Genomic DNA, 26,305 nt, shown 5'->3' with positions numbered 1-26,305 from the left:
CGCGGCTTTTGACGCTTTCGCTGTCAGTTTCGGCTGAGGCTTGTCAGGAAACAGCGCGTAGCCGCAGCGTCACGCGCACGAGCGTTCCGGCCAGTCGCGGTGTTTCCTGGTAGACGTTGTCGTCGATGGCGAGCGTGCCGCCGTGCATCGTCGCGATTTCGCGCACGATCGCGAGTCCCAGACCGCTGCCGTCGCCGTCGCGGCCGAGAATGCGATAGAAGCGCTCCTGCACGCGCTCGCGCTCGCCCACGGGAATGCCGATGCCCGTGTCTTCCACCTCCAGATGCACGGCGCGCGCGGCGGGCTCGGGCCGCACGCGCACGGTGATGCGCCCGCCCGTGGGCGTGTAGCGGATCGCGTTGTCGATCAGATTCGACAGCATTTCGCGCAGCATCACCGGGTTGCCGTCGACAAGGACAGCGGTCGCTTGATCGGCGTCTTCCGGGCCTTCGTAGCCCAGATCCATCTGCCGCGCGAGCGCCGGCTGAACCCAGTCGCGCACCGCATGACGCGCGACTTCGGTCACGTCGACGGGCGTGAAAATCTGCCCCGACATGCGGTTTTCGGCACGCGCCAGCGCCAGCAATTGCGTGACGAGGCGCGCCGCCTGCTCGGAACTGGTCGCGATCTGTTCGAGCGAGCGATGCACCTCGGGCGAGGCGTGCTGGCGCAGCGCGAGTTCGGCCTGGGTGCGCAGGCCGGCGAGCGGCGTCTTCATCTGATGCGCGGCATCGGCGATAAAACGCTTTTGCAGTTCCATGTTCTGTTCGAGCCGCGTGAGCAGGTCGTTGAACGAGGTGACGAGCGGCTCGATTTCGGGCGGCGCGCGGCGCGCTTCGAGCGGCGAGAGATCGTCGGGGCGGCGCATGCGCATGTTCGATTGCAGCGCGTGCAGCGGCGCGAGGCCGCGCGACAGGCCGAACCACACCAGCAGGATCGCGAGCGGCAAGATCACGAACTGCGGCAGGATCACGCCCTTGATGATGTCGTTGGCGAGCGCGCGGCGCTTGTCGAGCGTTTCGGCCACCTGCACGAGCACGGGCTGCGAGCCGGACAGATGCTGCGGTTCGACCGTCGTATAGGCCACGCGGATGTCGATGCCGTGCAGCGTGTCGTCGCGGAATTCCACGAGGCCGGGCGAAGGGCGGTCGTCGTCGCGCGGCAGCGGCATGTCGCGGTCGCCGCCCACCAGTTCGCCACGGCTGCCGAGCACCTGGTAATAGACGCTGTCGACGTTATCGGCGCGCAGGAAGTCGCGCGTGGAATCGGGCAGCGTCAGTTCGGCCACGCCGTTGACCGGATGGATCTGGCGCGCGAGCACGTAGACATCGGTTTCGAGCGCGCGGTCGAACGGCCCGTTGGCGATGGATTTGGCGACCAGATAGGTGACCGCGATACTCATCGGCCAGAGCAGCAGCAACGGCGCGAGCATCCAGTCGAGGATTTCGCCGAACAGCGAGCGCGGGCGCGCCTCGGCGGCGGCTTCGGCTTCGTCGGGCGGGGCGAAGGGGTTGGCGTAGCGGGCGTCGCGCGCTTCGTCGTCGAGCGCGCCGGATAGCGCCGATGTGGCGTTCAGGCTGGCGGACGAAGCCGGCTGGCTGCGCGCGGCGGGAGCGGGCTCGGCCATCGTCGCGCCTGGCTATTTGAAGTAGTGGCTGGCCGGCATGGCGGGCGGCGAATCGGCCTGCGTTGCGGCCTGTGAATCGGCCTGCGTGGTGGCGCTCGATGGCGCAGCCGGTTGCGTGCCGGGTTGCGCGGCTTCCTTTGCTTCCTTTTCCAGGCAGTAACCCAGCCCGCGCACGGTCACGATGCGCACGCCGCCGGTTTCCAGTTTTTTGCGCAGCCGGTGGACATAGACCTCGATCGCGTTGTTGCTGACTTCCTCGCCCCATTCACAGAGGTGATCGACCAGTTGTTCCTTCGACACCAGCCGCCCGAGCCGCTGCAGCAGCACTTCGAGCACGCCCAGTTCGCGCGCCGACAGATCGAGCACCTGCTCGTGGATGTGCGCCACGCGCCCCACCTGATCGAACGACAGCGCGCCGTGCCGCACGACGGTCGGCCCGCCGCCCGCGCCGCGCCGCGTGAGCGCCCGCACGCGCGCTTCCAGTTCGTTGAGCGCGAAGGGTTTGGCCATGTAATCGTCGGCGCCCAGATCGAGCCCTTTGACGCGCTCGTCGACGCTATCGGCGGCGGTGAGGATCAGAACGGGCAGGTTGGAATTGCGCGCGCGCAAACGCCGCAGCACTTCCAGGCCGGGCATTTTCGGCAGGCCCAGATCGAGGATCAGCAGGTCGAAAGACTGCATCGACAAGGCGGTATCGGCGTCCACGCCGGTACGCACGTGATCAACGGCATAGCCCGCCTGGCGGAGTGATCGGACGAGGCCGTCCGCGAGTATGCTGTCGTCTTCGGCAATGAGGATTCGCATGGTGCGCAAGCGTTGCCTTCGAAGCGCGACGTGGCTGCCGCGCGCGCTTCGCAGCACCGGCGCCGTGTTCGCAGGCTTGGGGCCTGAACGGTCGGCGCACGGCGGTCTCCGGAAATTCGCGGTTTCGGCGTGCGCGTTAGTTGAAAACGTGCTTGCCAAAACTACTGTTTTTTTATACAGTGTCTGGGTTCGTGCGCACCGCTCGTCATGTGTCAAAAACATGTCTCAAGCGAGCGCGTGCATCGTCATCAGACGCCGTTCATCATAGCAAAGGACGATTCATGGAAGATAGCAAGAAAGGCTCGGCTGGGCTGACTGCTGAGAAGGGCAAGGCACTGGCTGCCGCGCTCGCGCAGATCGAAAAGCAGTTCGGCAAAGGGTCGATCATGCGACTCGGCGACGGCGACGCGGTCGAGGACATCCAGGTGGTCTCCACGGGTTCGCTCGGCCTCGACATCGCTCTCGGCGTTGGCGGTCTGCCGCGTGGCCGCGTGGTTGAAATCTATGGTCCGGAATCGTCGGGCAAGACCACGCTCACGCTGCAGGTGATCGCAGAACTGCAAAAGATCGGCGGCACGGCAGCGTTTATCGACGCGGAACACGCGCTCGACGTGCAGTACGCCTCGAAGCTTGGCGTGAACGTGCCGGAACTGCTGATTTCGCAGCCGGACACGGGCGAACAGGCGCTCGAAATCACGGACGCACTGGTGCGCTCGGGCTCGATCGACATGATCGTGATCGACTCGGTCGCGGCACTCGTGCCGAAGGCTGAAATCGAAGGCGAAATGGGCGACTCGCTGCCGGGTCTGCAGGCTCGTCTGATGTCGCAGGCGCTGCGCAAGCTCACCGGCACGATCAAGAAGACGAACTGCATGGTGATCTTCATCAACCAGATCCGTATGAAGATCGGTGTGATGTTCGGCAACCCGGAAACCACCACGGGCGGTAACGCGCTGAAGTTCTACTCGTCGGTGCGTCTGGACATTCGCCGTATCGGTTCGATCAAGAAGAACGACGAAGTCATCGGCAGCGAAACGCGTGTGAAGGTCGTCAAGAACAAGGTCTCGCCGCCGTTCCGCGAAGCCGTGTTCGACATCCTCTACGGTGAAGGCATCTCGCGTCAGGGCGAAATCATCGACCTGGGCGTGCAGGCCAAGATCGTCGACAAGGCCGGTGCGTGGTACAGCTATAACGGCGAGCGCATTGGCCAGGGCAAGGACAACGCCCGCGAATTCCTGCGTGAAAACACGGACATCGCTCGCGAGATCGAAAACCGCATCCGCGAATCGCTCGGCGTCAGCACGATGCCGGACGGCGTCAAGGATTCCGGCGAAGTCGAAATCGCAGACGAAGAATAAGTCCTGAATCGGGCCCTTAAGGGGGAGCACGACTGTGATGCGCAAGCGCGGATTGACCTCGGCGCCGCCGCAGGCCGCGAAGGCTTCGTCTGCGGACGAAGCCGGGCGTTTGCGTGATGCAGGCAGTGGTGAACGGGGCGCCGCCCGGCGCTCCTCCGCTTCCCTTGACCGGTCCCACGATTCATCCTGTATTACCTCGCAAAGCCGCGACGCCCATTCGGGCGATCGCGGCTTTGTGCATTCCGAGCCTCAACTTTTGTCCCATTCCTCCACGCCCGAACTCGACGACGAAGGCGGCGCGGTATTCGAAGTGCCGTTCGAGGCGTTCTTCGATACGCCTGCCGATCTCGCCGGTATTGTCGATGCATCGCCGTCGCCGGTATCGAATGCTGCGAGCGGTGAACCCGCATGCGCATCGCGCCGCACGCCGCTTGCGGCTTCCGGGTCAACCGCTCAGCGAACCGCGCAGTCATTCACACGCAGTTCCCGCCGCAGCAACGATTTCGACGATTCCGAATCGTTCGATGCGCACGACATTGCGCGCGCGGCCGAAAAAATCCGCGAAGAAACCGGCGACAGTTACGAGCGCAGTTCCACGATGCGCGCCGCGCGCAAGGCCAACGCGGCTGCTGCGAACAGGCAGCGCCCCGAGCGTTCGCTCAAGGGCCGCGCGCTAGGCTATCTGTCGCGCCGCGAGTACAGCCGCGCGGAACTCTCGCGCAAGCTGATGACCTATACCGAAGACGCCGACGAACTCGAAGCGCTGCTCGATGCGCTCGAACGCGAAGGCTGGCTTTCCGATGCGCGTTTCGCCGAAAGCGTCGTCTACCGCCGTGCGTCGCGCGTGGGCGCGGGGCGCATCGTCAGCGAACTCAAGCGGCATGCTGTCGGTGAGGAACTGATCCAGGAAGTCAATTCGCAGTTGCGCGAGACGGAACTCACGCGTGCGCGTGCAGTCTGGCAGAAGAAGTATGGTCAATTACCGCAGACGCCGGCCGAGCGCGCACGTCAGGCGCGTTTTCTCGCCGCTCGCGGTTTTTCGATGTCGATCATCGGCAAGATCCTCAAAGGCATCGAGGAGGACTTTTCGGGCGATTGATCGAAAAAATGATCCGCCAGGATCAAAAAACGTCTCGAAACAAGCTTCTAGAGGGGGTGCGAGATCGTGGCTGTCTCAAATACCCGGTATGTTAAACTCGAGAAGTTTTCCAATCCGGTCTTACCTAGTATGCCGCTCTCTCCGCCCGCGCCTCGCCAGTTGCGTCATCAGCGCGCTATCCGGGCGGTCGCCTATGAGCGCGAAGACGGCCTCTGGGATATCGACGCGTGCCTGACGGATCACAAGCCTCGCGACGTGCCGCTTGCATCCGGTATCCGGCCCAATGGTTTGCCGATCCATGAACTCTGGCTTCGAATCACGATCGATCGCAAGCTCAATGTCGTCGACGCTGAAGCGTCGTCCGACTGGGTGCCTTACGACGGTCAGTGCCAGAACGCCAATCCCGCCTATCGGGCCCTTATCGGGCTCAATCTCCTCCAGAATTTCCGCCGCGAAGCGGGCCGGCTGCTCGCCGGCACGGCTGGCTGCACGCATCTCACAGAAATGTTGGGCGTGTTGCCGACTGTCGCCGTTCAGGCATTCGTGGGAGCCGTATGGGATGTTTCGAACGGCAATCCAGGCGACGATGCAGGACCGGACCACGGCAAGACCGCCGGCGACGACACCGCCACCGGTGAAAAACCGCCTTTCCAGCTCGGCCGCTGCCACGCGCTGCGGTTCGACGGCGAGGCGGTCAAGCAGTTTTATCCGCGCTGGTATGGCCACGCGCCGCGTTCGCAAGAGCGCAGCGGGGCAGGTACCAGCGTGCGCGAAGACACTGGGCCGCGCCAGGATGGCAAGGCCGACGCCGTCGCGCATGAATAACAACAGCGGAAACGAAGTTCACTCCAACTCTCAGACTGAAGGGAATCACGCATGAAGATTCACGAGTACCAGGGTAAGGAAATCCTGCGGAAATTCGGCGTCGCGGTACCGCGCGGCACGCCCGTGTTTTCGGTGGATGACGCGGTCAAGGCCGCTGAAGAGCTGGGCGGTCCGGTGTGGGTCGTGAAGGCCCAGATTCACGCGGGCGGCCGCGGCAAGGGTGGCGGCGTGAAGGTGGCGAAGACGCTGGAACAGGTCCGCGAATACGCGAACCAGATTCTCGGCATGCAGCTCGTCACGCACCAGACCGGTCCGGAAGGCCAGAAGGTGAACCGTCTGCTGATCGAAGAAGGCGCCGACATCAAGCAGGAACTGTATGTCAGCCTCGTCGTGGATCGCGTGACCCAGAAGATCGTGCTGATGGGTTCGAGCGAAGGCGGCATGGACATCGAAGAAGTCGCCGAAAAGCATCCGGAACTGATCCACCACATCGTCGTCGATCCGAACACCGGTCTGCTCGACGCGCAGGCCGACGACCTCGCCGCGAAGATCGGCGTGCCGGCCGCTTCGATTCCGCAAGCACGCGCGATCCTGCAAGGCCTGTACAAGGCATTCTGGGAAACCGACGCTTCGCTGGCCGAAATCAACCCGCTGAACGTGTCGGGCGACGGCAAGGTCATCGCCCTCGACGCCAAGTTCAACTTCGACGCGAACGCGCTGTTCCGCCATCCGGAAATCGTCGCTTACCGCGATCTGGACGAAGAAGATCCGGCTGAAGTCGAAGCCTCGAAGTTCGACCTCGCGTACATCTCGCTCGACGGCAATATCGGCTGTCTGGTGAACGGCGCAGGTCTGGCGATGGCGACGATGGACACCATCAAGCTGTTCGGCGGCGAACCGGCGAACTTCCTGGACGTCGGCGGTGGCGCGACGACCGAGAAGGTCACCGAAGCGTTCAAGCTGATGCTGAAGAACCCGGAGCTGAAGGCGATTCTCGTCAACATCTTCGGCGGCATCATGCGCTGCGACGTGATCGCGGAAGGCGTGATCGCGGCTTCGAAGGCCGTTGACCTGAAGGTGCCGCTCGTCGTGCGCATGAAGGGCACGAACGAGGACCTCGGCAAGAAGATGCTGGCCGACTCGGGCCTGCCGATCATCTCGGCGGACAGCATGGAAGAGGCTGCGCAGAAGGTTGTCGCGGCTGCCGAAGGCAAGTAATTTTCAGCGGATACGAATGACGCTGTGCCGGCGCGAAGACCGCTCTACGTGGCAACACGTAGCGGGCGGCGCGACGCGCGGCGTCAAGCGAACAGAGGTCAATACATGTCGATTCTGATCAACAAAGACACCAAGGTCATCACGCAGGGCATCACCGGCAAGACCGGTCAGTTCCACACGCGTGCCTGCCGTGAATACGCGAACGGCCGCGAAGCGTTCGTCGCGGGCGTGAACCCGAAGAAGGCCGGCGAAGACTTCGAAGGCATCCCCATTTACGCCAACGTGCGTGAAGCCAAGGACGCCACCGGCGCGACCGTTTCGGTCATCTACGTGCCGCCCGCAGGCGCTGCTGCTGCGATCTGGGAAGCCGTCGAGGCCGACCTCGATCTGGCGATCTGTATCACGGAAGGCATTCCCGTGCGCGACATGATCGAAGTCAAGGACCGTATGCGCCGCGAAGGCCGCAAGACGCTGCTCCTCGGCCCGAACTGCCCCGGCACGATCACGCCGGACGAGCTGAAGATCGGCATCATGCCGGGTCACATTCACCGCAAGGGCCGCATCGGCGTCGTGTCGCGTTCGGGCACGCTGACGTATGAAGCGGTTGCGCAGCTGACGGCACTCGGCCTTGGCCAGTCGTCGGCAGTCGGTATCGGCGGCGACCCGATCAACGGTCTGAAGCACATCGACGTCATGAAGATGTTCAACGACGATCCGGATACGGACGCCGTGATCATGATCGGCGAAATCGGCGGCCCGGACGAAGCCACGGCGGCAGAGTGGATCAAGGGCAACATGAAGAAGCCGGTCGTCGGCTTTATCGCGGGCGTCACGGCGCCTCCGGGCAAGCGCATGGGCCACGCCGGCGCGCTGATCTCGGGCGGTGCGGATACGGCCGAAGCGAAGCTGGAAATCATGGACGCGTGCGGCATCAAGGTCACGCGCAACCCGTCGGAAATGGGCCGTCTGCTGAAGTCGGTGCTGTAATGTCGAAATACGCCGCCGTTCGCCGCATCACGGATGCGCGGGCGGCTGGCGTTTTTTGATATGCTTGCGGAATCCTTTCACGAGGTTTCCGAACAAAAGCGAGGGAGCCAGTCATGGCTGCCTCGCTTTTTATTTGGCGCGCGGTTTTCCGCACGCGCGCAGCGCAACTTTCCCTTCAGTTCCCGTATTCATGCTCGAGTTCTTCACGACGCTCCACTGGGGCGCGGTCATCCAGATCATCGTCATCGACATTCTGCTCGGCGGCGATAACGCCGTGGTGATCGCGCTCGCCTGCCGCGATCTGCCCGCGCAGCAGCGCCTGCGCGGCATCCTGTGGGGAACCGTGGGCGCGATCGTGTTGCGCGTGGTGCTGATCGCCTTCGCGGTGGTGCTGCTCAACGTGCCGCTGCTCAAGTTCGCGGGTGGGCTGATGCTGCTGTGGATCGGCGTGCGGCTGCTGGCGCCGGCGCACGGCGACCATGCCAATGTGAAGCCTTCCGACAAGCTGCTGGGCGCGATCAAGACCATCATCGTCGCCGATGCGGTGATGAGTCTGGACAACGTCGTGGCCATCGCGGGCGCGGCGGAATCCGCCGATCCGCAGCACCGCATCGCGCTGGTGATTTTCGGGTTGATGGTGAGCATTCCGCTGATCGTCTGGGGCAGCCAGCTTGTGCTCAAACTGCTCGACCGTTATCCGGTCATCGTGACGCTGGGCGCCGCGCTGCTCGGCTGGATCGCGGGCGGACTGATCGTCAATGATCCGGCTGGCGACCGCTGGCCGATGCTCGACACGCCGGTGGCCGAATACGGCATGTGCGTGGCGGGCGCGCTTTTTGTGGTGCTAGTGGGGCATCTGCTCAAGCGCCGTAACGCGGCGCGCGCGCAAGGCTCGCACTGACCGCGAACTGACAGCGTGAGCCGACAGCGCCACGCCTAAGCCATCTGGCCGACTGCCCGGCAAACCGGGGCGTCGATACGATCGAAACGCCTGTTCACCTCCCGGTGGGCAGGCGTTTTCCGTTTCAGGAGCCAGATGATGACCGTATCCGTACTTGTTGCAGACCGTATTTCAGGTGTAGCCGCGGCAGATGTACCCGCGCCCGGACGCGCCAGATCGCGCGCCGCATCGTTCGTGCAATCGTGGCGCGCGCTGTTGCGCCGGGCCGGGCGCTGGGCCGCGCCCGGCTTCACGCTGATCGAGTTGATGATCGTGCTGGCGATCGTCGGTGTGATTGCCGCTTATGCGATTCCCGCCTATCAGGACTACCTGGCGCGCAGCCGGGTAGGCGAGGGGCTGTCGCTCGCTTCGGCGGCGCGGCTTTCGGTGGCCGAAAACGCCGCGAGCGGCAATGCCTTCGGCGCGGGCTACACCAAGCCGCCGGCCACGCGCAATGTCTCGTCGGTGAAGATCGACGACACGACCGGTCAGATCACTGTGGCCTTCACCACGCGCATTGCGCCCGAAGGCAGCAACACCATCGTGCTCGTGCCTTCCGTGCCCGATAACGCCGATGACCCCACGGCGCGCGTCGCGCTCGCGCAAGGTTCGGTGCAGGCCGGCACGCTCACGTGGGAGTGCTTTGCGGGCGGCAAGGCGGCTTCGTCGCTTGGCGCGCCGGGCGCGGGACCGTCACCGGCGGATGCGGCCACGCTGCCGGCCAATCTGGCGCCGCCGGAATGCCGCGCATAAGCGTGTGCTGACAACCCGGCGCCGGACGTAGCGCCCGGGACGTGCGGGCGGTGACGTTCGCTTGCAGAGGATTGCGCAAGCACCGCCCGCGCAGACGCAAAATCAGGAGCCCAGAGCGAAAGTACGGCGCATACGAGCGGATTTCGTCCGAAAGCGGCCGCACAGGGAGGGAAAAGTTTTGTATAGTGCGCCGGTTGCCGACGCCCCCAATTCCCATGCCTTCACCTTTTGCGCGTTACCTTACGTTCGTCCTGCTGGCCATTGCGTTGATCCTGCCTTACGCGGTCGTCAACCACACGTATCCGATTCCGACGTTCTATGCCGAATTCACGGCGCTCGCGCTCTACCTGCTGGTGGGCGCGGGCGTGTGGATGCTGACGCAGACCGAGCGTCCGTCAGCGGGATTTGCCTTGCCTGCGGTGGCGCTCGTGCCGCTGGCTTTCGGCTTGTTGCTCGTCGTGCAGACGATCGCGCTGCCGGTTGCGCAGCCGTCGATGAACTGGCTCGGCGCGGGCTATCTGCTCGCGGCCTTCATGGCCGTGCAGGCGGGTTACGGGATCGCGCGCGTGAATCTCGTGCGCGCGGCGATGGTGTGGGGCGCGTGGGCGCTCGTGATCGGCGGGCTGTTCGCGGTGTTCTGCCAGGTGATCCAGTTGCTGCATCTGGAGGTGAAGGTCACGCCGCTGGTCGTCGCCTACAACGTGCAATTCGATCGCCGGCCGTTCGGCAATATGGCGCAGGCCAACCACCTCGCCACCTACATCGCCTTCGCCGTGGCGGCGGCGCTGTATCTGGTGCAGACGCGCCGTCTGAATCCAGTGCTGTGGTTCGTGCTGTCGGCGGTCTATTCGGGCGGCCTGGCGCTGACGGTGTCGCGCGGTCCGTGGCTGCAGATGGGCGTGATCGTCGTGGCGGGTTTGTGGATGGCGCTGTCGGCGGCGCGTGGCGTGCGCGGCGAGCGTGAAGAGGGCATCGGCGCTGTGGCGGTGAAGGGCGGCGTGCGCGACTGGATCGTGCCGGTCGTGCTGTTCGCGATCTTCGTGGCCGTGAATGCCTTCGTGCGTTGGGCCAACGTGCACTATCAGCTGCAACTCGACCAGTCGGCGGCCGACCGCTTCAAGGATGCCGGCCAGATCGCGCCGCGTCTGGCCTTGTGGCGTTACGGCTGGACGATGTTCAAGGAGCATCCGCTGCTGGGCGTGGGCTGGGGCGATTTCCCGATTCACCAGTTCGAACTCGCGCGCACGCTGGGCGGCGTCGAGATCGCCAACAACTCGCACGATATTTTCCTCGACCTGCTCGCCAAGACCGGCGTAGTGGGTTGCGGCATCGTTCTGCTGGGGCTGCTCGCGTGGTTCGTGCGCATGCTGCGCGCGCCGCACACGGCCGAGCGCATTTTCGGCTTCGCGCTGATTGGCGCGCTGGTCATGCATGCGCTCGTCGAGTATCCGCAGCAGTACATGTTCTTCCTGCTGCCCGCGATGTTCGTGTTCGGTCTGCTGGAGACGAAGCCGCTGCGCTTCGTGTCGCCGCGTGCGGCGTTCGCGGTCTACACGGTGATCGTGTTTGGCGGTATCGCCTCGCTGTGGCCGGTGATGCGCGACTACAACCGCGCCGAAGTCCTTTACTACGGCTCGCATCCGGCGCAGCAATACGCCGAGGCGCCGTCGTTCCTGTTCCGCGCGTGGGGCGATTACGGCATGGCGACGCTCATGCCGATGAACGCGGCGAGCCTGTCGACCAAGCTGGCGGCCCACGAGCGCGCGATCGCGCTGCTGCCGGGCGAGACCGTGCTGCGCCGCTATGCGGTGCTGCAGGCGCTGGCGGGCAATACGGATGGCGCGTCCGACACGGTCGAACGCCTGAAGATTTTCGCGCAGGAACTGCACGACTGGCCGACGCAACTGGCGGCGCTCTACGGCCTGCTCGACGACGAGCCGACCCTCAAGGGCTTCAAGGCCGATCTGGTGAAGAAGTACGGCAATCCGCCGGCTTCGGCCAGCGACGATGAGGACGACGATTCGGACGATTGACCTTCGCGGTCATCGCTGAGACAAGGCGGCGTAGCGTTTCGACGCACGCCGCCTTTTTCATGGCCGATCAGCGCGTGACGCGAAATCGCGTCGCATCAAGCCACATCAAGCCGCCACCCAATCCCCCGACTTCCCGCCGTGCTTTTCCAGCACGCGCACATCGGTGATCGTCATGCCGCGATCGACGGCCTTGCACATGTCGTAGACCGTCAGCAGACCGACCTGCACGGCGGTCAGCGCTTCCATCTCCACGCCGGTACGCCCGAACGTTTCCACCTGCGCCGAGCAATGCACGCCGGGCAGCGCTTCGTCGAGCACGAAATCCACTTTCACGCGCGTGATCGCCAGCGGATGGCACAGCGGAATCAGATCCGACGTGCGTTTCGCGCCCTGGATCGCGGCGATGCGCGCCACGCCGATCACATCGCCTTTTTTCGCATTGCCATCGCGGATCAGCGCGAAGGTGGCGGGCAGCATGCGGATCGTGCCGCTCGCGACGGCGATGCGTTTGGTCTCGGCCTTGTCGCCGACGTCGACCATGTGTGCGTCGCCGGCGGCGTCGAAATGGGTGAGTTGGGACATGGGAATTCTCCGCTGCTTCATTGAACCTGAGGGGCGCTTATCTTAACAGCGCCGTGCGCGCCCCGATTCCAGGGCGCAATGACGGGCGACGTTCTACAATCGGCCGGTGGCTGGCCGCCGCGCCGGCATCCTCGCGCTGTCTGCTTTCCGATCTGACCACGATGCTTCAGAAACGGCTGCTGGCTGTCTGTTTGAGCATGTCGCTTGCCGCTCCGGTGCAAACGTGGGCGCAGGCGTCGGCGCCGCGCGCGGTGCTCGATCTCGGCTCGGCTGCGGTCACTGCGTCTGCCGCGCCACCTTCCAGGGCGCCCGCCGCGCTTTCTCCCACCGCGCCAGCCTTGGTCAGCGGCCCGCTCGACGATTCCGCCGATGCGGTCGTGCCCGCCTCGATCGCGCAGGGCGTGTTCGGCACTTACGGCGGCGCGCAGAGCCGTTTCGGCCAAACTTTATCTGGATCGGCGAGCGGCAATCCCAGTGTGCACGTGCCCGCCTGGGTGCCGCAACTGCCCGATCTGGGCGATGGCTCGGGCGGCGCGCTCACGCCCCAGGCCGAGCGCCGCATCGGCGAGCGCGTGATGCGCGAAATTCGCCGCGACCCCGACTACATCGGCGATTGGCTCGTGCTCGATTATCTCGATTCGGTCGCGCAGCGGCTTTCGGCATCGGCGGCGGCGCAGTTCATCGGCGGCTATCGGCCCGACTTCGATCTCTTCGCCATGCGTGACGGCCAGATCAACGCGTTCTCGCTGCCAGGCGGTTTTATCGGCGTGAACTCCGGGCTGATCGTGACGACGCAGACGGAATCCGAACTCGCTTCCGTGCTCGGTCACGAGATGGGGCACGTCCTGCAGCGGCACATCGCGCGCATGCTCTCGCAGAGCGAGCGCACCGGCTATACGGCGCTCGCGGGCATTCTGTTCGGCATTCTCGCGGGCGTGCTCGCGCGCAGCGGCGATCTGGGCAGCGCGATTGCGATCGGCAGTCAGGCGTATATGGTCGATAGCCAGTTGCGTTTTTCGCGCGCCGCCGAGCACGAGGCGGACCGCGTCGGCTTCCAGTTGCTGGCGGGCGCGGGCTACGACCCGTGGGGCATGGTGGCGTTTTTCGAGCGGCTCGAACGTGCGTCGATGGGCGATGCCGGCGTGCCCGCCTATGCGCGCACGCACCCGCTCACGGGCGAGCGCATCGCCGACATGCAGGACCGCGCGCGCCGCGCGCCTTACCGGCAGCCGCGCCAGGCGCCGGAATACGGCTTCGTGCGCGCGCGTGTGCGGGTGTTGCAGGACCGCTCGCGCGGTGAATATATCGATGAAATTTCGCGGCTGCGCGCGGAAATCGACGACCGGGTGGCGCTCAACGTGGCCGCGAACTGGTATGGCATTGCCTTCGCGCAGATGCTGCTGGAGCGCTACGACGATGCACAGGCGTCGCTCGCGACTTCGCGCGCGGCGTTCGCGCAGTTCGAAGCGGGCGACGGCAGCAGGCAGCGCAGCTCGCCGAGTCTCGATGTGCTGGCCGCCGATATCGCCCGTCGCGCTGCCCGCAACGACGATGCCGTGCGGCTCGCGCAGGCCGCGCACGCGGCGTGGCCCGCTTCGCATGCGGCCACCGACATCCTGCTGCAATCGCTGATCGCCGCGCGCCGCTTCAAGGAGGCGCAGACGCTGGCGCGCCAGCAGACCGAAGCCGAGCCGAAAGAGGGCGCCTGGTGGCAGTATCTGGCGCAGTCGAGCGCGGGGATCGGCGATCTGCTGATGCAGCGCCGGGCGCTGGCGGAGAAGTTCGCGATCGACGGCGCGTGGCCGTCGGCGATCCGCCAGTTGAAGGAGGCGCGCGACATGAAAGCGGTGGGCTTCTACGATCTGTCGACCATCGACGCGCGCCTGCATGATTTCGAGGCGCGCTACAAGGAGGAGCGGGCGGAGGAAAAGGATCGCGGCTGATCGGTGTGACCGGTGTGAGCGGCGTGATCGGTGCGATCAAACTTTCGCGGCTTTTTCTTTTTCTTCGGGACTCTGAACGAAAGCGAAGCGCGCGGGCACCTCGGCGCGCGCGATCGCCTGCAACGGCAAGTCGATGCCCGCGCGCCAATGGAAGGTGCCGCCCTGGCCATCGTCGGCGAGCGTGGCGTGTTCCGCGAAGGCATCCAGATCGTGATCGTGCAGCAGCGCCACCTGGCCTTGCGCGTTCGCGAACAGCACGCTGCCGTGTTCGTCGAGATAAACCGCCATCGGCTCGAAGGCCTTGCCGGTCTGATCGCCCAGCGCCAGCGCGCCATCCGCCGCGCGCACGAGGCGCACGACCGAGGGCGTGTACTCCAGCTCGACATAGACACGCTGCGGCCCGTTCTGGAAGTACCACTGGCCGTCGTCGCCGCGTTCGTAATTGCGGCTGATGAAGGCGTTCAGCGCTTCATGGCGGATCGGCGTGCCGGGCGCGCCTTGCGCCTGATCGGCTTCGTCGCGCAGACGCCAGTGGCCGCGCGCATCGAGGCGCAGCCAGCCGGTGCAGTGAGGAACGTTGGGCCAGCGCGCGAGCGCCTGCTTGACGATGTCATCCATGAGCGGGGAGGTTGGGCGAAAGATAGTCGGTGACGCGCTGCGCCAGCCACTCGCAGCGGCCCGGGAACGGTCCGGTCATGAAGCCGACGTGGCCGCCGTTTTCGGGCTGATCCAGTTCCACGGCGGCGCTCACTTCGTGGCGCGCGGGCAGGACTTCGCCGGGCAGGAACGGGTCGTTGCGGGCGTTGAGCAGCAAGGTGGGCACGACGATTTCGCCGAGTTTCGGGCGCACGGTGGCCTGGGTCCAGTAGTCGTGCGCGCTCTGAAAGCCGTGCAGCGGCGCGGTCACCACGTTGTCGAATTCGTACATGTTGCGCGTGGCCAGCACGGCCTGGGCGTCGAACAGGCCGGGGAACTGGTCGAGCTTCTGCAGCGCCTTGACCTTGAGCGTCTTGAGGAAGCTGCGCGTGTAGATCATGCCGAGGCCGCTCGCGAGCATCTTGCCGCCCGCATGCACGTCGAGCGGCGCGGAGATCGCGGCCGCCGCGCTGACGATCTGCGCGTCTTCGCGTTGCTGCGCGAGCCAGTGCAGCAGGACGTTGCCGCCCAGCGACACGCCCGCCGCCACGATCGGCCCCGCGTGCTGCGCGGCGAGGCGGCGCAGCACCCAGTCGACTTCGGCGGAATCGGCGAGATGATAGAAGCGCGGCAGCAGGTTCATCGGCCCGCTGCAGCTGCGAAAGTGCGGAATCACGGCGCGCCAGCCGCGCGCGGTGGCGGCAGCGGCCAGCGCACGCGCGTAGTGTGAGCCGGAACTGCCTTCCAGGCCGTGGAACAGCACGAACAGCGGGGCGTTGGCGGGCGTGGCGGCGGGGCTGTCGACCCAGTCGAGTTCGATGAAATCGCCGTCGGGCGTGTCCCAGCGCTCGCGCCGGTAGGCCGGCAGCGGCAGACGCGAGAACAGCGCGGGGATGATGGTCTGGATGTGGGCGCCGGGCAGCCAGAACGGCGCTCGATAGCCAGGGGCGGAATCGTTGGGATCGAGGCCCAGGTTCAGGCCTGAAGGCGCGGCATGCTGTAACGCATGGGTTGCCGCGTCGAAATTGGCTGCTTCGTCGCCTGTCGTGCTCATGGCCGTCCCCTTCTTGCAACTGCGTGACTTCTTGTTCCGTCGGCGCTTCGTGGCATTGCCGCTTACTTCGTGACGCCTTGCGCTGGGCGTCACGCGCGCCTGTACTGCGACTTCAGTGCAGCGCGCCCTGGCCGTGGCGCAGCTTCGCCGCGAACTGGCTGGCCGCGTCGTCCGGCATCTTGCTGGCGTGAATGTGCGCGATGCGCCATTCGCCGCGTTCATGAACCATCACGTAGGTCGTGAAGACCATCGCCGGGATCGCACTCGGATCGACCGGGCGGTGTGCTTCGACGATCGCGTAGACCACGGTGCCGAGGCTGTCGTACACGCGGATGTCGAGCGGTTCGATCGACACCGGCGCGGCGACGAGCTGCGCTGCAAGGCCCGAGCGGATATCGGACAGGCCGTGCAGATGCGCGCCTTCGGCGCTGATGCAACTGACGAACTCCTCATCGATCCACAGGCCCATCAGCGCGTCGATATTGACCTCCGCGACGGCCTGGTAGTACGCGTTGAGAGTGTCCGCGGCAGCTTCGAAGATGTGGGCAAAACGTGGCATGGCTCGTTGATCTGATGCGCTTGGCGCGGGTTGGCGTTAGCTTCGGTTGGCGATGCCGCGACTGGCTGGCGACCGGACGGTTTGCGCCTTGTGGCAAGACACAAGCCGGCAGCCGCGAGCTTGCCGCGATCGCGAGACAGGCCTGTGACGCAAGACTTCGTGCTGCACGCCGATGCGGTTTTTGCCTGACCTTGCTACGCGTTCCCCGTGAAGCGCCCTTTACTGCATTGGGCGCGTGCCACGGGTACGGCGTCGGTGGCGTGCCGCACATCCACGTTACGGGGCGTGCCTGAACGTGGCGGCCGCGCAACGCGTTGCGTGTGCTTCAGCGTTGGGCGACCAGCATGCCGCGCAAGTCGTCGAAAACCTGTTCGGCGCTCAGTTCGCGCAGGCATTTCTGATGCCCGAGCGGACACTCGCGCGCAAAGCAGGGACTGCACTCGAGATGCAGCCATTGTACCTTTGCGAGGTCCGACAGGGGCGGGGTGTGGCGCGGATCTGTCGATCCGTAAAGCGCCACCAGCGGGCGGCGCAGCGCGGCCGCCACGTGCATCAGACCCGAATCGTTGGTCACCACGGCGCTGGCGCGCGAGATCAGCGCGCAGGCTTCGCCGAGCGCGGTCTGGCCGCACAGATTGCGCACGTTGGGCGCCTGGTCGGCGATCGCCTGGGCGAGCGGGGCGTCCTTGGGCGAGCCGAGCGCGATGATCTGCGTGTACGGGAACGACTGGCCGACCATGCGCGCGAGCGCCGCGAAATGCTCGGGCGGCCAGCGCTTGGCCGGGCCGTATTCCGCGCCGGGGCAGAACACCAGCAGCGGCACGCGCGTGTCCAGATTGAAGCGCGCCGAAACGCGCGAGGCTTCGTTCGGGTCGGCTTCGAGACGCGGCAGCGGCAGATCGTCGGGCACTTTCGCGCCGGGCGCCCAGGCGAGCGCGGCGTAGTGCTTGACCATCGGCGGACGCTCGTCCTTGGGCGGATTCGCGTGGCGCACGTTGAGCAGGCCGTAGCGGCTTTCGCCCGTGTAGCCGATGCGCAGCGGAATGTTCGCGAGCCACGGGATCAGCGCGGATTTCAGCGAATTCGGCAGCACATAGGCGGCGTCGTATTTTTCGGCGCGCAGGTCGCCGGCGAGTTGCCAGCGGCGCAGCAACTGCAGCTTGCCGTGGGCGAGGTCGGTGGCGTAGACGTCGCGAATCTCGGGCATGCGCTCGAGAACGGGCGCAACCCAGGTGGGCGCAATCGCGTCGATTTCGATACGCGGATGCAGTTTTACGAGCCGCGAAAATAGCGGCTGCGCCATCAGTGCGTCACCGATCCAGTTCGGTGCAATAACCAGCGCGCGGCGCATCGGGATTCAAAGTCCGGAAAAAGGCAAAGGTTTCGGGCACGGGCGGCTCCCAGGCAATGGGGGCCAGCGGCGTCGCGCGCGAAACGCGGTTAGGAAAAGACGCGCCGGAGCGCGTCGGGGGAGGCTGCGAGTCCGTGGCGCTCCGTGTGTTCAGCGGGCGCGGGGCCGGCGCTAAGCTCGGGAATGCCAAATTTTACGGGTACTCGAAAGCGCGGTTCGAAAGCGGTCAGGCGCGGCCTCGACATCATCGATGTAGAGGCCGCGCCTGCGGATACGCCCCGGCCATCAATGGCCGTGCACGACCTCGCCTTCTTTCAGCTTGTAGCGCGTGCTGCAGTACGGGCACTTTGCTTCGCCGTGCGTCACGTCGATAAAGACGCGCGGATGGTTGCTCCAGCGCGGCATCGACGGGTTCGGGCAGTACGCCGGCAGGTCCTTGGCCTTCAACTCGACCAGCGGCATTTCCTTGAGTTCGCTCATGGGGATGTTTCTCTGTGTAGCAGTGGGGCGCACGGTGCGCGGCGGTCCTCAGACCTTCGCGAGCCAGTGTGCGTATTTCTCGTTTTTGCCCGAAACCACGTCGAAGAATGCCGATTGCAGCTTCTCGGTGATCGGGCCGCGCGAGCCGGAACCGATGGTGCGGTTATCCAGTTCGCGGATCGGCGTGACTTCGGCGGCGGTGCCGGTGAAGAACGCTTCGTCGCAGGTGTAGACCTCGTCGCGCGTGATGCGCTTTTCGATCACGGGGATACCCATGTCGCGCGCCAGCGTGATGACCGTGTCGCGCGTGATGCCGTCGAGGCAGGACGCGAGATCCGGCGTGTAGATCTTGCCGTTGTTGACGAGGAAGAAGTTTTCGCCCGAGCCTTCCGAGACATAGCCGTCGACGTCGAGCAGCAGCGCTTCGTCGTAGCCGTCGGCGGTGGCTTCCTGGTTGGCGAGAATCGAGTTCACGTACCAGCCCGACGCCTTCGCGCGCACCATCGACACGTTCACGTGATGGCGCGTGAACGACGACGTCTTCACGCGGATGCCCTTGGCCAGACCGTCTTCGCCCAGGTAAGCGCCCCACGGCCACGCGGCGATCGCCACATGAATCGTGTTGCCTTTGGCCGAGACGCCGAGCTTTTCCGAGCCGACCCAGATGATCGGGCGGATGTAGCAGGATTCGAGCTTGTTCTCGCGCACGACTTCGAGCTGCGCGTCGGCGAGGGTTTTCGCGTCGAACGGCACGTCCATCTGGAAGATCTTCGCCGAGTTGAGCAGACGCTTGGTGTGCTCGGCCAGGCGGAAAATGGCGGTCCCGTCGGTGGTCTTGTAAGCGCGTACGCCTTCGAAGACGCCCATGCCGTAGTGCAGCGTGTGGGTCAGCACGTGGATGTTGGCGTCGCGCCAGTCCACCAGCTTGCCGTCCATCCAGATCTTGCCGTCGCGGTCGGCCATTGACATACGATTCTCCAGGCGAGTGCAGTGAAACGGTGATTAAACGAGCAAAAAACGCGCAAAAAAGCGGGCAAAAACGACTGAAAACCGGTGCTAAACGTTGTTATATGCGCTGGGCATATAAGTCGGGCATCGCAACGCGCCGCGATTCCTCGCGCATTGCGCGCCGGTGTTCGGGCACGCTGCGCCAGCGTTTGGCAAAGAGGATCATTCTAACGTCATTTACGCGGCCTTAGCGCGCCCACGGGCGCGCGCGGCGGGCCTTCCGGGCCGATCCGGCGCCGCGTGCGGCCAGTTTCTGCCTGGCTTGTGCGCGGCTTGTGCATCTTTTATGTCTGGATTGGAAGCTGTCTTCGGTCTCTTTCACCGCTGACAAACGCGTGCTGAACGAAGATTGTCATGTTGCGTTGCACAATCGTAAATATGACACTCAGCGTTCTCCCAAATACGGGACATTCGCCGATGCACGCCTCAGATCATCCTGGCTATCGGCTAAAATACCGATCTCGCAATTCGATGCCGGCTCGTGCCGAGCGCCGAGCAAGCGACCCGCGGCGGCGCCTGGAGACGGCAGCCGCGCGGATCCCGCGCCGCGCCCGTCGCGCCTTAGCCGCCCTGGCTGCCCGAAGCAACGCTTCAGCGGCCCGCGGACCTGCATCGTCTTGTCACCGCCTTCCCACCATCAAGATGACATGTCCATGAACAAGGTTCTGCGTCTTTCCGATCTGATCTCCGAAGGCAAGCTCAAGGGCAAGCGGGTGTTCATCCGCGCCGACCTGAACGTGCCGCAGGACGACCACGGCAACATCACCGAAGACACCCGCGTGCGCGCTTCCGTGCCGGCCATCAAGGCCGCGCTGGATGCGGGCGCCGCGGTGATGGTCACGTCCCACCTGGGCCGCCCGACCGAAGGTGAATTCAAACCCGAAGACTCGCTCGCTCCGGTTGCGCAGCGTCTGGCCGAACTGCTCGGCCGCGACGTGCCGCTGGTCGCGAACTGGGTGGAAAACGGCGTGAACGTCGAGCCGGGCAATGTCGTGCTGCTCGAAAACTGCCGCGTCAACAAGGGCGAGAAGAAGAATTCGGACGAACTGGCCCAGAAAATGGCCCAGCTCTGCGATATCTACGTGAACGACGCGTTCGGCACCGCGCACCGCGCCGAAGCCACCACGCACGGCATCGCGAAGTACGCGCCCATCGCCTGCGCAGGCCCGCTGCTGGCGGCCGAGCTGGACGCGCTCGGCAAGGCGCTCGGCGCACCGAAGCGCCCGCTGGTGGCGATCGTCGCCGGTTCGAAGGTTTCGACCAAGCTCACCATTCTCAAGTCGCTGGCCGAAAAGGTCGATCAGCTGATCGTCGGCGGCGGCATCGCCAACACGTTCATGCTGGCTGCCGGCCTGAAGATCGGCAAGTCGCTGGCCGAAGTCGATCTGATCGACGACGCCAAGGCGATCATCGACGCGGCCCGCGCACGCGGCGCCTCGGTGCCGATCCCGACGGACGTGGTCACGGCCAAGGAATTCTCGGCGACGGCCAAGGCCGAAACCAAGAATGTCGCCGACGTCGCCGACGACGACATGATCCTCGACATCGGCCCGGTCACGGCCAATGCGCTCGCCGCGCAGCTCGCGCAGGCCGGCACGATCGTGTGGAACGGCCCGGTTGGCGTGTTCGAGTTCGACCAGTTCGGCAACGGCACGAAGACGCTGGCGGACGCCATCGCGAATTCGGGCGCGTTCTCGATCGCAGGCGGCGGCGACACGCTCGCGGCCATCGCGAAGTACAACATCGCCGATAAGGTCAGCTATATCTCCACCGGCGGCGGCGCTTTCCTCGAGTTCCTCGAAGGCAAGAAGCTGCCGGCCGTGGAAGTGCTCGAAACCCGGGCGGCAGGCTAAGTGGCGCCGCGCGCCCCGGCCGGGAAGGCCACCAACAAGCTTCCTCGTGCGAGCGCGCAAAAGCGCGTCGCAGCCGGGGCCGCGCAATCCGCCGCAAAGCAGGGGCCGACGCCCCTGCAAGCCGCGACAGAAGAGGCACGGGCGGACGCGACGTCCGTTGCCGTTCTCGAAGCGGTGATGGAATCTGATTCGACCCCGTCGGGCGCAGCGACCGCTGAATCGCTCGCGACGACGGTGACGCCGCAAGCCGGTCATGAAGCAGGGCGCACAGCCACGCCCGCCGCCGAAGCTTCGCAGGCACAGCAAGCACAAACGCATCAAAGTAACGCCACCGAGGCCGCGCCAGTCGTATCGGCCAAGGAAGCGCCCTCCAAGAAAGCGACGCCGGGCATCACCGGTGCGCGTCACGGCAGTGCTACGCAAGTTGGAACCGCGTCAGCGCAGCCGGCCAGCACTTCTCGCAGTAACGGTTTTCCCAGCGATCCTATCCAGACGAGGAGACTCATGCATCGCGCCACCAAGATTGTCGCCACCATCGGTCCGGCTTCCAGCACGCCGGACATCCTGCTGAAAATGATCCACGCAGGATTGGACGTGGTGCGCCTCAACTTCTCGCACGGCACCGCCGACGATCACCGTCAGCGTGCCGAGAACGTGCGGGCGTGCGCCCGTCAGGCCGGCCGCGAAGTCGCGATCATGGCTGACCTGCAAGGCCCCAAGATCCGCGTCGGCAAGTTCGAGAACGGCAAGACGCTGCTCGAACCGGGCCAGCCTTTTATCCTCGACGCCGAATGCGAACTCGGTAACGACGAGCGCGTCGGTCTCGACTACAAAGACCTGCCGCGCGACCTGAAGCCGGGCGACGTGCTGCTGCTCAACGACGGCCTGATCGTGCTCGACGTGTCGCGCGTGATCGGCACCGAAATTCACACGGTCGTGAAGATCGGCGGCGAGCTGTCCAACAACAAGGGCATCAACCGTCAGGGCGGCGGCCTCACGGCGCCGGCGCTGACCGCGAAGGACATGGAAGACATCCGCACGGCGATGTCGATCGGCGTGGACTTCGTGGCCGTGTCGTTCCCCAAGAACGCCACCGACATGGAAATGGCGCGTCAGCTCGCCAACATCGCGGGTGCGCCGTACGGCATCAAGCCGAAGATGATCGCGAAGATCGAGCGCGCCGAAGCGATTCCGGCGCTGCAGGAAATTCTCGATTCGTCGGACGGCATCATGGTCGCCCGCGGCGATCTGGCCGTGGAAGTCGGCAACGCCGCGGTTCCGGCGCTGCAAAAGCGCATGATCCGCATGGCGCGCGAGTCGAACAAGCTCGTCATCACGGCCACGCAGATGATGGAGTCGATGATCCACGCGCCGGTGCCCACGCGCGCCGAAGTCTCGGACGTCGCCAATGCCGTGCTCGACGGCACCGACGCCGTGATGCTGTCGGCCGAATCGGCAGCAGGCAAGTACCCGGTGCAGACCATCGAAACGATGGCCGCCATCTGCCTGGAAGCCGAAAAGTCGGAACAATCCGAGCTGGACAAGGATTTCCTCGACCGCACTTTCACGCGCATCGACCAGTCGATCGCGATGGGCGCGCTGTTCACGGCCTACCATCTGGGCGCCAAGGCCATCGTCGCGCTGACGGAATCGGGCTCGACCGCGCTGTGGATGTCGCGTCACTGGACCCACGTGCCGATCTTCGCGCTGACGCCGCGCGAGGGTAGCGAGCGCGCCATGTCGCTGTACCGCAATGTCACGCCGCTGCATCTGGACACCAGCAGCGACCGCGACACGGCGCTGCAGCAGGCGATCGAAGTGGTGGTGAGCAAGGGCTACGCGTCGCGCGGCGACATGGTCGTGCTGACCGTGGGCGAGCCGATGGGCCAGCCTGGCGGCACCAACACGCTGAAGATCGTGCGTGTCGGAGATGTGCTGTAACGCAGTGCTGTAACGCGGTTTTGAAAAAAACAGCGAGTTAACACCATTGGCGCCGACTGGTATCACATTGGTATCAGATCGGCGCTAATTGACTGCAAGATCGTAGCAAAATCGACGTAAATCCCCGCAATTCCGGCTCTCGCGCAGTTGAGGCAACGCGCGGGCTGTCAATCCTTTTTGCATCTTCTCGCGCTTCTGACGTTCGGATACGCCAATTTCATGCCAGTTACGCGTTTCGGCGCGGGAATTGCAGTCGCTTCGCGATAAAATCACGTCATTGAGCCCGCGACGAGCACGCGGGAGGCGGCTGCCAGGCCGCCCTCGACCGGCTGCGCAAGACGGCCGGCGGCACGAAGCAATTCGTTTCAAATCAAAGGAGTAGCAACAATGCCTCTCGTTTCAATGCGTCAACTGCTCGACCATGCGGCCGAAAACGGCTACGGTCTGCCCGCGTTCAACGTGAACAACCTCGAACAGGTTCAGGCGATCATGGAAGCGGCCAGCCAGGTCGGCTCGCCCGTGATCATGCAGGCCTCGGCCGGCGCGCGTAAGTACGCGGGCGAGCCGTTCCTGCGCCACCTGATCGAAGCGGCGGTCGAGTCGTATCCGCATATCCCCGTCGTGATGCACCAGGACCACGGCCAGTCGCCGGCGGTCTGCATGGCTGCGATCCGCAGCGGCTTCACCAGCGTGATGATGGACGGTTCGCTCGAAGCCGACGGCAAGACGGTCGCTTCCTACGAGTACAACGTCGATGTCTCGCGCAAGGTCGTCGAAATGGCGCACTCGATCGGCGTCACGGTCGAAGCGGAACTGGGCGTGCTCGGTTCGCTGGAAACCCTGATGGGCGACAAGGAAGACGGTCACGGCGCGGAAGGCACCATGACGCGCGAACAGCTCCTGACGGACCCGGAGCAGGCCGCCGACTTCGTGAAGCTGACCCAGTGCGACGCACTGGCGATCGCAATCGGCACCTCGCACGGCGCCTACAAGTTCTCCAAGAAGCCCACGGGCGACATCCTGTCGATCCAGCGCATCAAGGAAATCCACGCACGCATCCCGAACACGCACCTGGTCATGCACGGTTCGTCGTCGGTGCCGCAGGAACTGCTGGCTGAAATCCGCGAATTCGGCGGCGACATGAAGGAAACGTACGGCGTGCCGGTGGAGGAGATCCAGGAAGGCATTCGTCATGGCGTGCGCAAGATCAATATCGACACCGACCTGCGTCTGGCCATCACGGGCGCGATCCGTCGCTATATGTTCGAAAACCCGTCGAAGTTCGACCCGCGCGATTACCTGAAGCCGGCTCGCGAAGCTGCGAAGAAGGTCTGCGTGGACCGCTTCCTCGCGTTCGGTTGCGAAGGCCAGGCTGGCAAGATCAAGCCGGTCTCGCTCGACAAGATCGCCGAGAAGTACAAGTCGGGCGAACTCGCACAGATCGTGCGCTAAGTTCGGATAAAACCGCCTTGATCTGCGAGCGTGCGGGTTAAAAGCCGTGCGCTCGCGGCGAGACAAAAACGTCGCCGTTTCCGCCTGTTTTGGGGGACGGCGACGTGCTTTTTGGTTTAACCTCGCAATACCCTCAGAATTCCGCCTTCAGCTTGCATCGCAGGCCGGGGTTCCGCCTTCTGTTTCGATAGTCCTCGAACTGTCTTTTTAGCGAATCACGACGATGTCTACCCTCTACGAATCCACGCTCAGCTCGCTGCCGCTCCTCGGCCGCGGCAAGGTCCGCGACAACTACGCCGTGGGCACCGACAAGCTGCTGATCGTCACGACCGACCGCCTGTCGGCGTTCGACGTCATCATGGGCGAGCCGATTCCGCGCAAGGGCGAGGTGCTCAACCAGATGGCTGACTTCTGGTTCGAGAAGCTCAAGCACGTCGTGCCGAACCACCTCACGGGCGTGGCGCCGGAAACCGTCGTGTCCGCCGACGAAGTCGAGCAGGTCAAGGGCCGCGCCGTCGTGGTCAAGCGCCTCGAGCCGATCCTCGTCGAAGCCGTGGTGCGCGGCTATCTGGCCGGTAGCGGCTGGAAGGATTACCAGGCAACCGGCGCGGTGTGCGGCGTGCAACTGCCGGAAGGCCTGCAGAACGCGCAAAAGCTGCCCGAGCCGATTTTCACGCCGGCCGCCAAGGCCGAAATGGGTCATCACGACGAGAACATCACGTACGACGAGATGGAGCGCCGCATCGGCACCGAACTCTCGCGCACGATCAAGGAAATCTCGATCAAGCTGTACAAGGAAGCCGCCGATTACGCTGCCACGCGCGGCATCATCATCGCCGACACCAAGTTCGAGTTTGGTCTGGACAACAACGGCCAGCTGTTCCTGATGGACGAGGCGCTCACGGCCGACTCGTCGCGTTTCTGGCCGGCTGACCAGTATCAGGTGGGCTCGAACCCGCCGTCGTTCGACAAGCAGTTCGTGCGCGACTGGCTCGAAACCCAGGACTGGGCGAAGGAGCCGCCGGCACCGAAGCTGCCCGAAGATGTGATCGAAAAGACCTCGGCCAAGTATCAGGAAGCGCTTGAGCGCCTGACCGGCCAGAAGCTCGCCTAAAGTCATTTGAGGGAAGAAGGAAGCACAATGAGCGAAGTTCAGACGGCTCACCAGCATGCGGCGCCGCTCGTCGGCGTGTTGATGGGCTCCAGCTCCGACTGGGATGTGATGAAGCACGCGGTCGCGATCCTGCAGGAGTTCGGCGTGGCGTACGAGGCCAAGGTCGTTTCGGCGCACCGCATGCCCGACGAGATGTTCGAGTACGCGGAGAAAGCGCGCGAGCGCGGCCTGCGCGCGATCATCGCGGGCGCGGGCGGCGCGGCGCATCTGCCGGGCATGCTGGCGGCCAAGACCACGGTGCCGGTGCTCGGCGTGCCGGCGGTCAGCAAGTATCTGAAGGGCGTGGATTCGCTCCATTCGATCGTGCAGATGCCCAAGGGCGTGCCGGTTGCGACCTTCGCCATCGGCGAGGCGGGCGCGGCCAATGCGGCGCTCTTCGCCGTTTCGATGCTGAGCGGGACCGATCCCGAATACGCGAACAAGCTCGCGGCTTTCCGTGTGCGCCAGAACGAAGCGGCGCATGCGATGGTGTTGCCGGCGCTGTAAGCGCCCCCGTCGGCGCGGGCGCTGCGTGCATATCGGCGCTATATCGTTGATATATCGTCGATTTGTTGTCGATATCAGGCACGTCCCGCCGACGTTAAACCCCGGTCTGGTCCGCGCGTCGCACCCCACGCGCCGCGGCCAG

General features: G+C 64.9%; 23 protein-coding genes. 14 read left to right on the top strand and 9 right to left on the bottom strand.

Going from position 1 to position 26,305, the window contains the following annotated elements; translation table 11 throughout:
- Positions 1 to 43: 43 nt before the first annotated feature.
- Both G3N59_RS14555 and G3N59_RS14550 read right to left on the bottom strand, forming a co-directional pair.
- Positions 44 to 1,627 carry a sensor histidine kinase gene (locus tag G3N59_RS14555; protein ID WP_205983329.1) on the bottom strand — a complete coding sequence of 528 codons (1,584 nt, stop codon included), beginning with the start codon at positions 1,625 to 1,627 and terminating at the stop codon, positions 44 to 46.
- A gap of 12 nt (positions 1,628 to 1,639) precedes the next feature.
- Entirely contained in the window at positions 1,640 to 2,431 is a 792-nt protein-coding gene (locus tag G3N59_RS14550; protein WP_205983328.1) for a response regulator transcription factor, read from the bottom strand.
- Positions 2,432 to 2,712: 281 nt separating this feature from the next.
- Here G3N59_RS14550 and recA point away from each other — a divergent pair, with 281 nt between their 5' ends.
- From recA to G3N59_RS14510, 8 genes are all read left to right on the top strand, one after another.
- Positions 2,713 to 3,789 (top strand): recombinase RecA, encoded by a 1,077-nt coding sequence (recA, locus tag G3N59_RS14545; protein ID WP_205983327.1) that lies wholly within the window; start codon positions 2,713 to 2,715, stop codon positions 3,787 to 3,789.
- Between the two features lie 256 nt (positions 3,790 to 4,045).
- Positions 4,046 to 4,888 carry a recombination regulator RecX gene (recX, locus tag G3N59_RS14540; RefSeq protein ID WP_241023446.1) on the top strand — a complete coding sequence of 281 codons (843 nt, stop codon included), beginning with the start codon at positions 4,046 to 4,048 and terminating at the stop codon, positions 4,886 to 4,888.
- 129 nt (positions 4,889 to 5,017) lie between these two features.
- Entirely contained in the window at positions 5,018 to 5,713 is a 696-nt protein-coding gene (locus G3N59_RS14535; RefSeq protein ID WP_205983325.1) for a DUF2889 domain-containing protein, read from the top strand.
- A 51-nt stretch (positions 5,714 to 5,764) separates the two neighbouring features.
- On the top strand, positions 5,765 to 6,931 hold the full coding sequence (gene sucC / locus G3N59_RS14530) for an ADP-forming succinate--CoA ligase subunit beta (protein WP_205983324.1): 1,167 nt from the start codon (positions 5,765 to 5,767) through the stop codon (positions 6,929 to 6,931).
- Between the two features lie 105 nt (positions 6,932 to 7,036).
- Entirely contained in the window at positions 7,037 to 7,918 is an 882-nt protein-coding gene (gene sucD, locus G3N59_RS14525; RefSeq protein ID WP_027817870.1) for a succinate--CoA ligase subunit alpha, read from the top strand.
- Positions 7,919 to 8,108: 190 nt separating this feature from the next.
- Positions 8,109 to 8,819: a TerC family protein gene (locus tag G3N59_RS14520; protein ID WP_205983323.1), complete on the top strand. Its 711-nt coding sequence runs from the start codon at positions 8,109 to 8,111 to the stop codon at positions 8,817 to 8,819.
- Between the two features lie 135 nt (positions 8,820 to 8,954).
- A complete protein-coding gene (locus tag G3N59_RS14515) occupies positions 8,955 to 9,611 on the top strand; it encodes a pilin (protein ID WP_277397913.1) in 657 nt (218 codons plus the stop codon).
- 215 nt (positions 9,612 to 9,826) lie between these two features.
- Positions 9,827 to 11,644, top strand: coding sequence for a Wzy polymerase domain-containing protein (locus tag G3N59_RS14510; protein WP_205983322.1), 1,818 nt, complete (start codon positions 9,827 to 9,829; stop codon positions 11,642 to 11,644).
- A gap of 105 nt (positions 11,645 to 11,749) precedes the next feature.
- Here G3N59_RS14510 and moaC read toward each other — a convergent pair whose 3' ends face one another.
- Entirely contained in the window at positions 11,750 to 12,226 is a 477-nt protein-coding gene (gene moaC, locus G3N59_RS14505; protein ID WP_205983321.1) for a cyclic pyranopterin monophosphate synthase MoaC, read from the bottom strand.
- A gap of 161 nt (positions 12,227 to 12,387) precedes the next feature.
- On the opposite strand from moaC, the gene G3N59_RS14500 reads away from it, so the two are divergent.
- Entirely contained in the window at positions 12,388 to 14,169 is a 1,782-nt protein-coding gene (locus G3N59_RS14500; RefSeq protein WP_205983320.1) for a M48 family metalloprotease, read from the top strand.
- A gap of 36 nt (positions 14,170 to 14,205) precedes the next feature.
- Here the strand turns inward: G3N59_RS14500 and G3N59_RS14495 are convergent, their stop codons facing one another.
- The 6 genes from G3N59_RS14495 to G3N59_RS14470 form a co-directional block, all read right to left on the bottom strand.
- Entirely contained in the window at positions 14,206 to 14,787 is a 582-nt protein-coding gene (locus G3N59_RS14495) for a DUF2946 family protein (RefSeq protein ID WP_205983319.1), read from the bottom strand.
- On the bottom strand, positions 14,780 to 15,859 hold the full coding sequence (locus G3N59_RS14490) for a hydrolase (protein ID WP_205983318.1): 1,080 nt from the start codon (positions 15,857 to 15,859) through the stop codon (positions 14,780 to 14,782). The genes G3N59_RS14495 and G3N59_RS14490 overlap by 8 nt, the downstream gene beginning before the upstream one ends.
- 112 nt (positions 15,860 to 15,971) lie before the next feature.
- A complete protein-coding gene (locus tag G3N59_RS14485) occupies positions 15,972 to 16,418 on the bottom strand; it encodes a nuclear transport factor 2 family protein (protein ID WP_205983317.1) in 447 nt (148 codons plus the stop codon).
- A 325-nt stretch (positions 16,419 to 16,743) separates the two neighbouring features.
- A complete protein-coding gene (gene waaF / locus G3N59_RS14480) occupies positions 16,744 to 17,769 on the bottom strand; it encodes a lipopolysaccharide heptosyltransferase II (protein ID WP_205983316.1) in 1,026 nt (341 codons plus the stop codon).
- Positions 17,770 to 18,054: 285 nt separating this feature from the next.
- Positions 18,055 to 18,249, bottom strand: coding sequence for a zinc-finger domain-containing protein (locus G3N59_RS14475; protein ID WP_065059306.1), 195 nt, complete (start codon positions 18,247 to 18,249; stop codon positions 18,055 to 18,057).
- Positions 18,250 to 18,297: 48 nt separating this feature from the next.
- Positions 18,298 to 19,218, bottom strand: coding sequence for a branched-chain amino acid transaminase (locus G3N59_RS14470; protein ID WP_205983315.1), 921 nt, complete (start codon positions 19,216 to 19,218; stop codon positions 18,298 to 18,300).
- Positions 19,219 to 19,910: 692 nt separating this feature from the next.
- Between G3N59_RS14470 and G3N59_RS14465 the strand changes: the two genes are divergently transcribed.
- From G3N59_RS14465 to purE, 5 genes are all read left to right on the top strand, one after another.
- Entirely contained in the window at positions 19,911 to 21,110 is a 1,200-nt protein-coding gene (locus tag G3N59_RS14465; protein ID WP_205983314.1) for a phosphoglycerate kinase, read from the top strand.
- A 504-nt stretch (positions 21,111 to 21,614) separates the two neighbouring features.
- A complete protein-coding gene (pyk, locus tag G3N59_RS14460) occupies positions 21,615 to 23,051 on the top strand; it encodes a pyruvate kinase (protein ID WP_205983313.1) in 1,437 nt (478 codons plus the stop codon).
- 387 nt (positions 23,052 to 23,438) lie between these two features.
- Positions 23,439 to 24,503, top strand: coding sequence for a class II fructose-bisphosphate aldolase (gene fba, locus G3N59_RS14455; protein WP_027817856.1), 1,065 nt, complete (start codon positions 23,439 to 23,441; stop codon positions 24,501 to 24,503).
- A 223-nt stretch (positions 24,504 to 24,726) separates the two neighbouring features.
- Positions 24,727 to 25,617 carry a phosphoribosylaminoimidazolesuccinocarboxamide synthase gene (locus tag G3N59_RS14450; protein ID WP_205983312.1) on the top strand — a complete coding sequence of 297 codons (891 nt, stop codon included), beginning with the start codon at positions 24,727 to 24,729 and terminating at the stop codon, positions 25,615 to 25,617.
- Between the two features lie 27 nt (positions 25,618 to 25,644).
- The gene (purE, locus tag G3N59_RS14445; protein WP_167065128.1) at positions 25,645 to 26,163 is read left to right on the top strand and encodes a 5-(carboxyamino)imidazole ribonucleotide mutase; all 519 of its coding nucleotides are present in this window, start codon (positions 25,645 to 25,647) and stop codon (positions 26,161 to 26,163) included.
- Positions 26,164 to 26,305 lie beyond the last annotated feature (142 nt).

Origin of the sequence: Paraburkholderia sp. Ac-20340 (genome assembly GCF_017104965.1) — a bacterium.
GTDB lineage: Bacteria > Pseudomonadota > Gammaproteobacteria > Burkholderiales > Burkholderiaceae > Paraburkholderia.
This window is presented reverse-complemented; position numbering and strand designations above follow the sequence as displayed.

Coding starts and splice junctions, on each gene's coding strand:
- sucC (WP_205983324.1), top strand. CDS start 5,765: ATGAAGATTCACGAGTACCAGGGTAAGGAAATCCTGCGGAAATTCGGC.
- pyk (WP_205983313.1), top strand. CDS start 21,615: ATGCATCGCGCCACCAAGATTGTCGCCACCATCGGTCCGGCTTCCAGC.
- G3N59_RS14490 (WP_205983318.1), bottom strand. CDS start 15,859: ATGAGCACGACAGGCGACGAAGCAGCCAATTTCGACGCGGCAACCCAT.
- G3N59_RS14555 (WP_205983329.1), bottom strand. CDS start 1,627: ATGGCCGAGCCCGCTCCCGCCGCGCGCAGCCAGCCGGCTTCGTCCGCC.
- G3N59_RS14465 (WP_205983314.1), top strand. CDS start 19,911: ATGAACAAGGTTCTGCGTCTTTCCGATCTGATCTCCGAAGGCAAGCTC.
- G3N59_RS14470 (WP_205983315.1), bottom strand. CDS start 19,218: ATGTCAATGGCCGACCGCGACGGCAAGATCTGGATGGACGGCAAGCTG.
- G3N59_RS14550 (WP_205983328.1), bottom strand. CDS start 2,431: ATGCGAATCCTCATTGCCGAAGACGACAGCATACTCGCGGACGGCCTC.
- recA (WP_205983327.1), top strand. CDS start 2,713: ATGGAAGATAGCAAGAAAGGCTCGGCTGGGCTGACTGCTGAGAAGGGC.
- waaF (WP_205983316.1), bottom strand. CDS start 17,769: ATGCGCCGCGCGCTGGTTATTGCACCGAACTGGATCGGTGACGCACTG.
- purE (WP_167065128.1), top strand. CDS start 25,645: ATGAGCGAAGTTCAGACGGCTCACCAGCATGCGGCGCCGCTCGTCGGC.
- G3N59_RS14485 (WP_205983317.1), bottom strand. CDS start 16,418: ATGCCACGTTTTGCCCACATCTTCGAAGCTGCCGCGGACACTCTCAAC.
- G3N59_RS14520 (WP_205983323.1), top strand. CDS start 8,109: ATGCTCGAGTTCTTCACGACGCTCCACTGGGGCGCGGTCATCCAGATC.
- G3N59_RS14500 (WP_205983320.1), top strand. CDS start 12,388: ATGCTTCAGAAACGGCTGCTGGCTGTCTGTTTGAGCATGTCGCTTGCC.
- G3N59_RS14475 (WP_065059306.1), bottom strand. CDS start 18,249: ATGAGCGAACTCAAGGAAATGCCGCTGGTCGAGTTGAAGGCCAAGGAC.
- moaC (WP_205983321.1), bottom strand. CDS start 12,226: ATGTCCCAACTCACCCATTTCGACGCCGCCGGCGACGCACACATGGTC.
- sucD (WP_027817870.1), top strand. CDS start 7,037: ATGTCGATTCTGATCAACAAAGACACCAAGGTCATCACGCAGGGCATC.
- G3N59_RS14535 (WP_205983325.1), top strand. CDS start 5,018: ATGCCGCTCTCTCCGCCCGCGCCTCGCCAGTTGCGTCATCAGCGCGCT.
- G3N59_RS14515 (WP_277397913.1), top strand. CDS start 8,955: ATGATGACCGTATCCGTACTTGTTGCAGACCGTATTTCAGGTGTAGCC.
- G3N59_RS14510 (WP_205983322.1), top strand. CDS start 9,827: ATGCCTTCACCTTTTGCGCGTTACCTTACGTTCGTCCTGCTGGCCATT.
- G3N59_RS14495 (WP_205983319.1), bottom strand. CDS start 14,787: ATGGATGACATCGTCAAGCAGGCGCTCGCGCGCTGGCCCAACGTTCCT.
- G3N59_RS14450 (WP_205983312.1), top strand. CDS start 24,727: ATGTCTACCCTCTACGAATCCACGCTCAGCTCGCTGCCGCTCCTCGGC.
- fba (WP_027817856.1), top strand. CDS start 23,439: ATGCCTCTCGTTTCAATGCGTCAACTGCTCGACCATGCGGCCGAAAAC.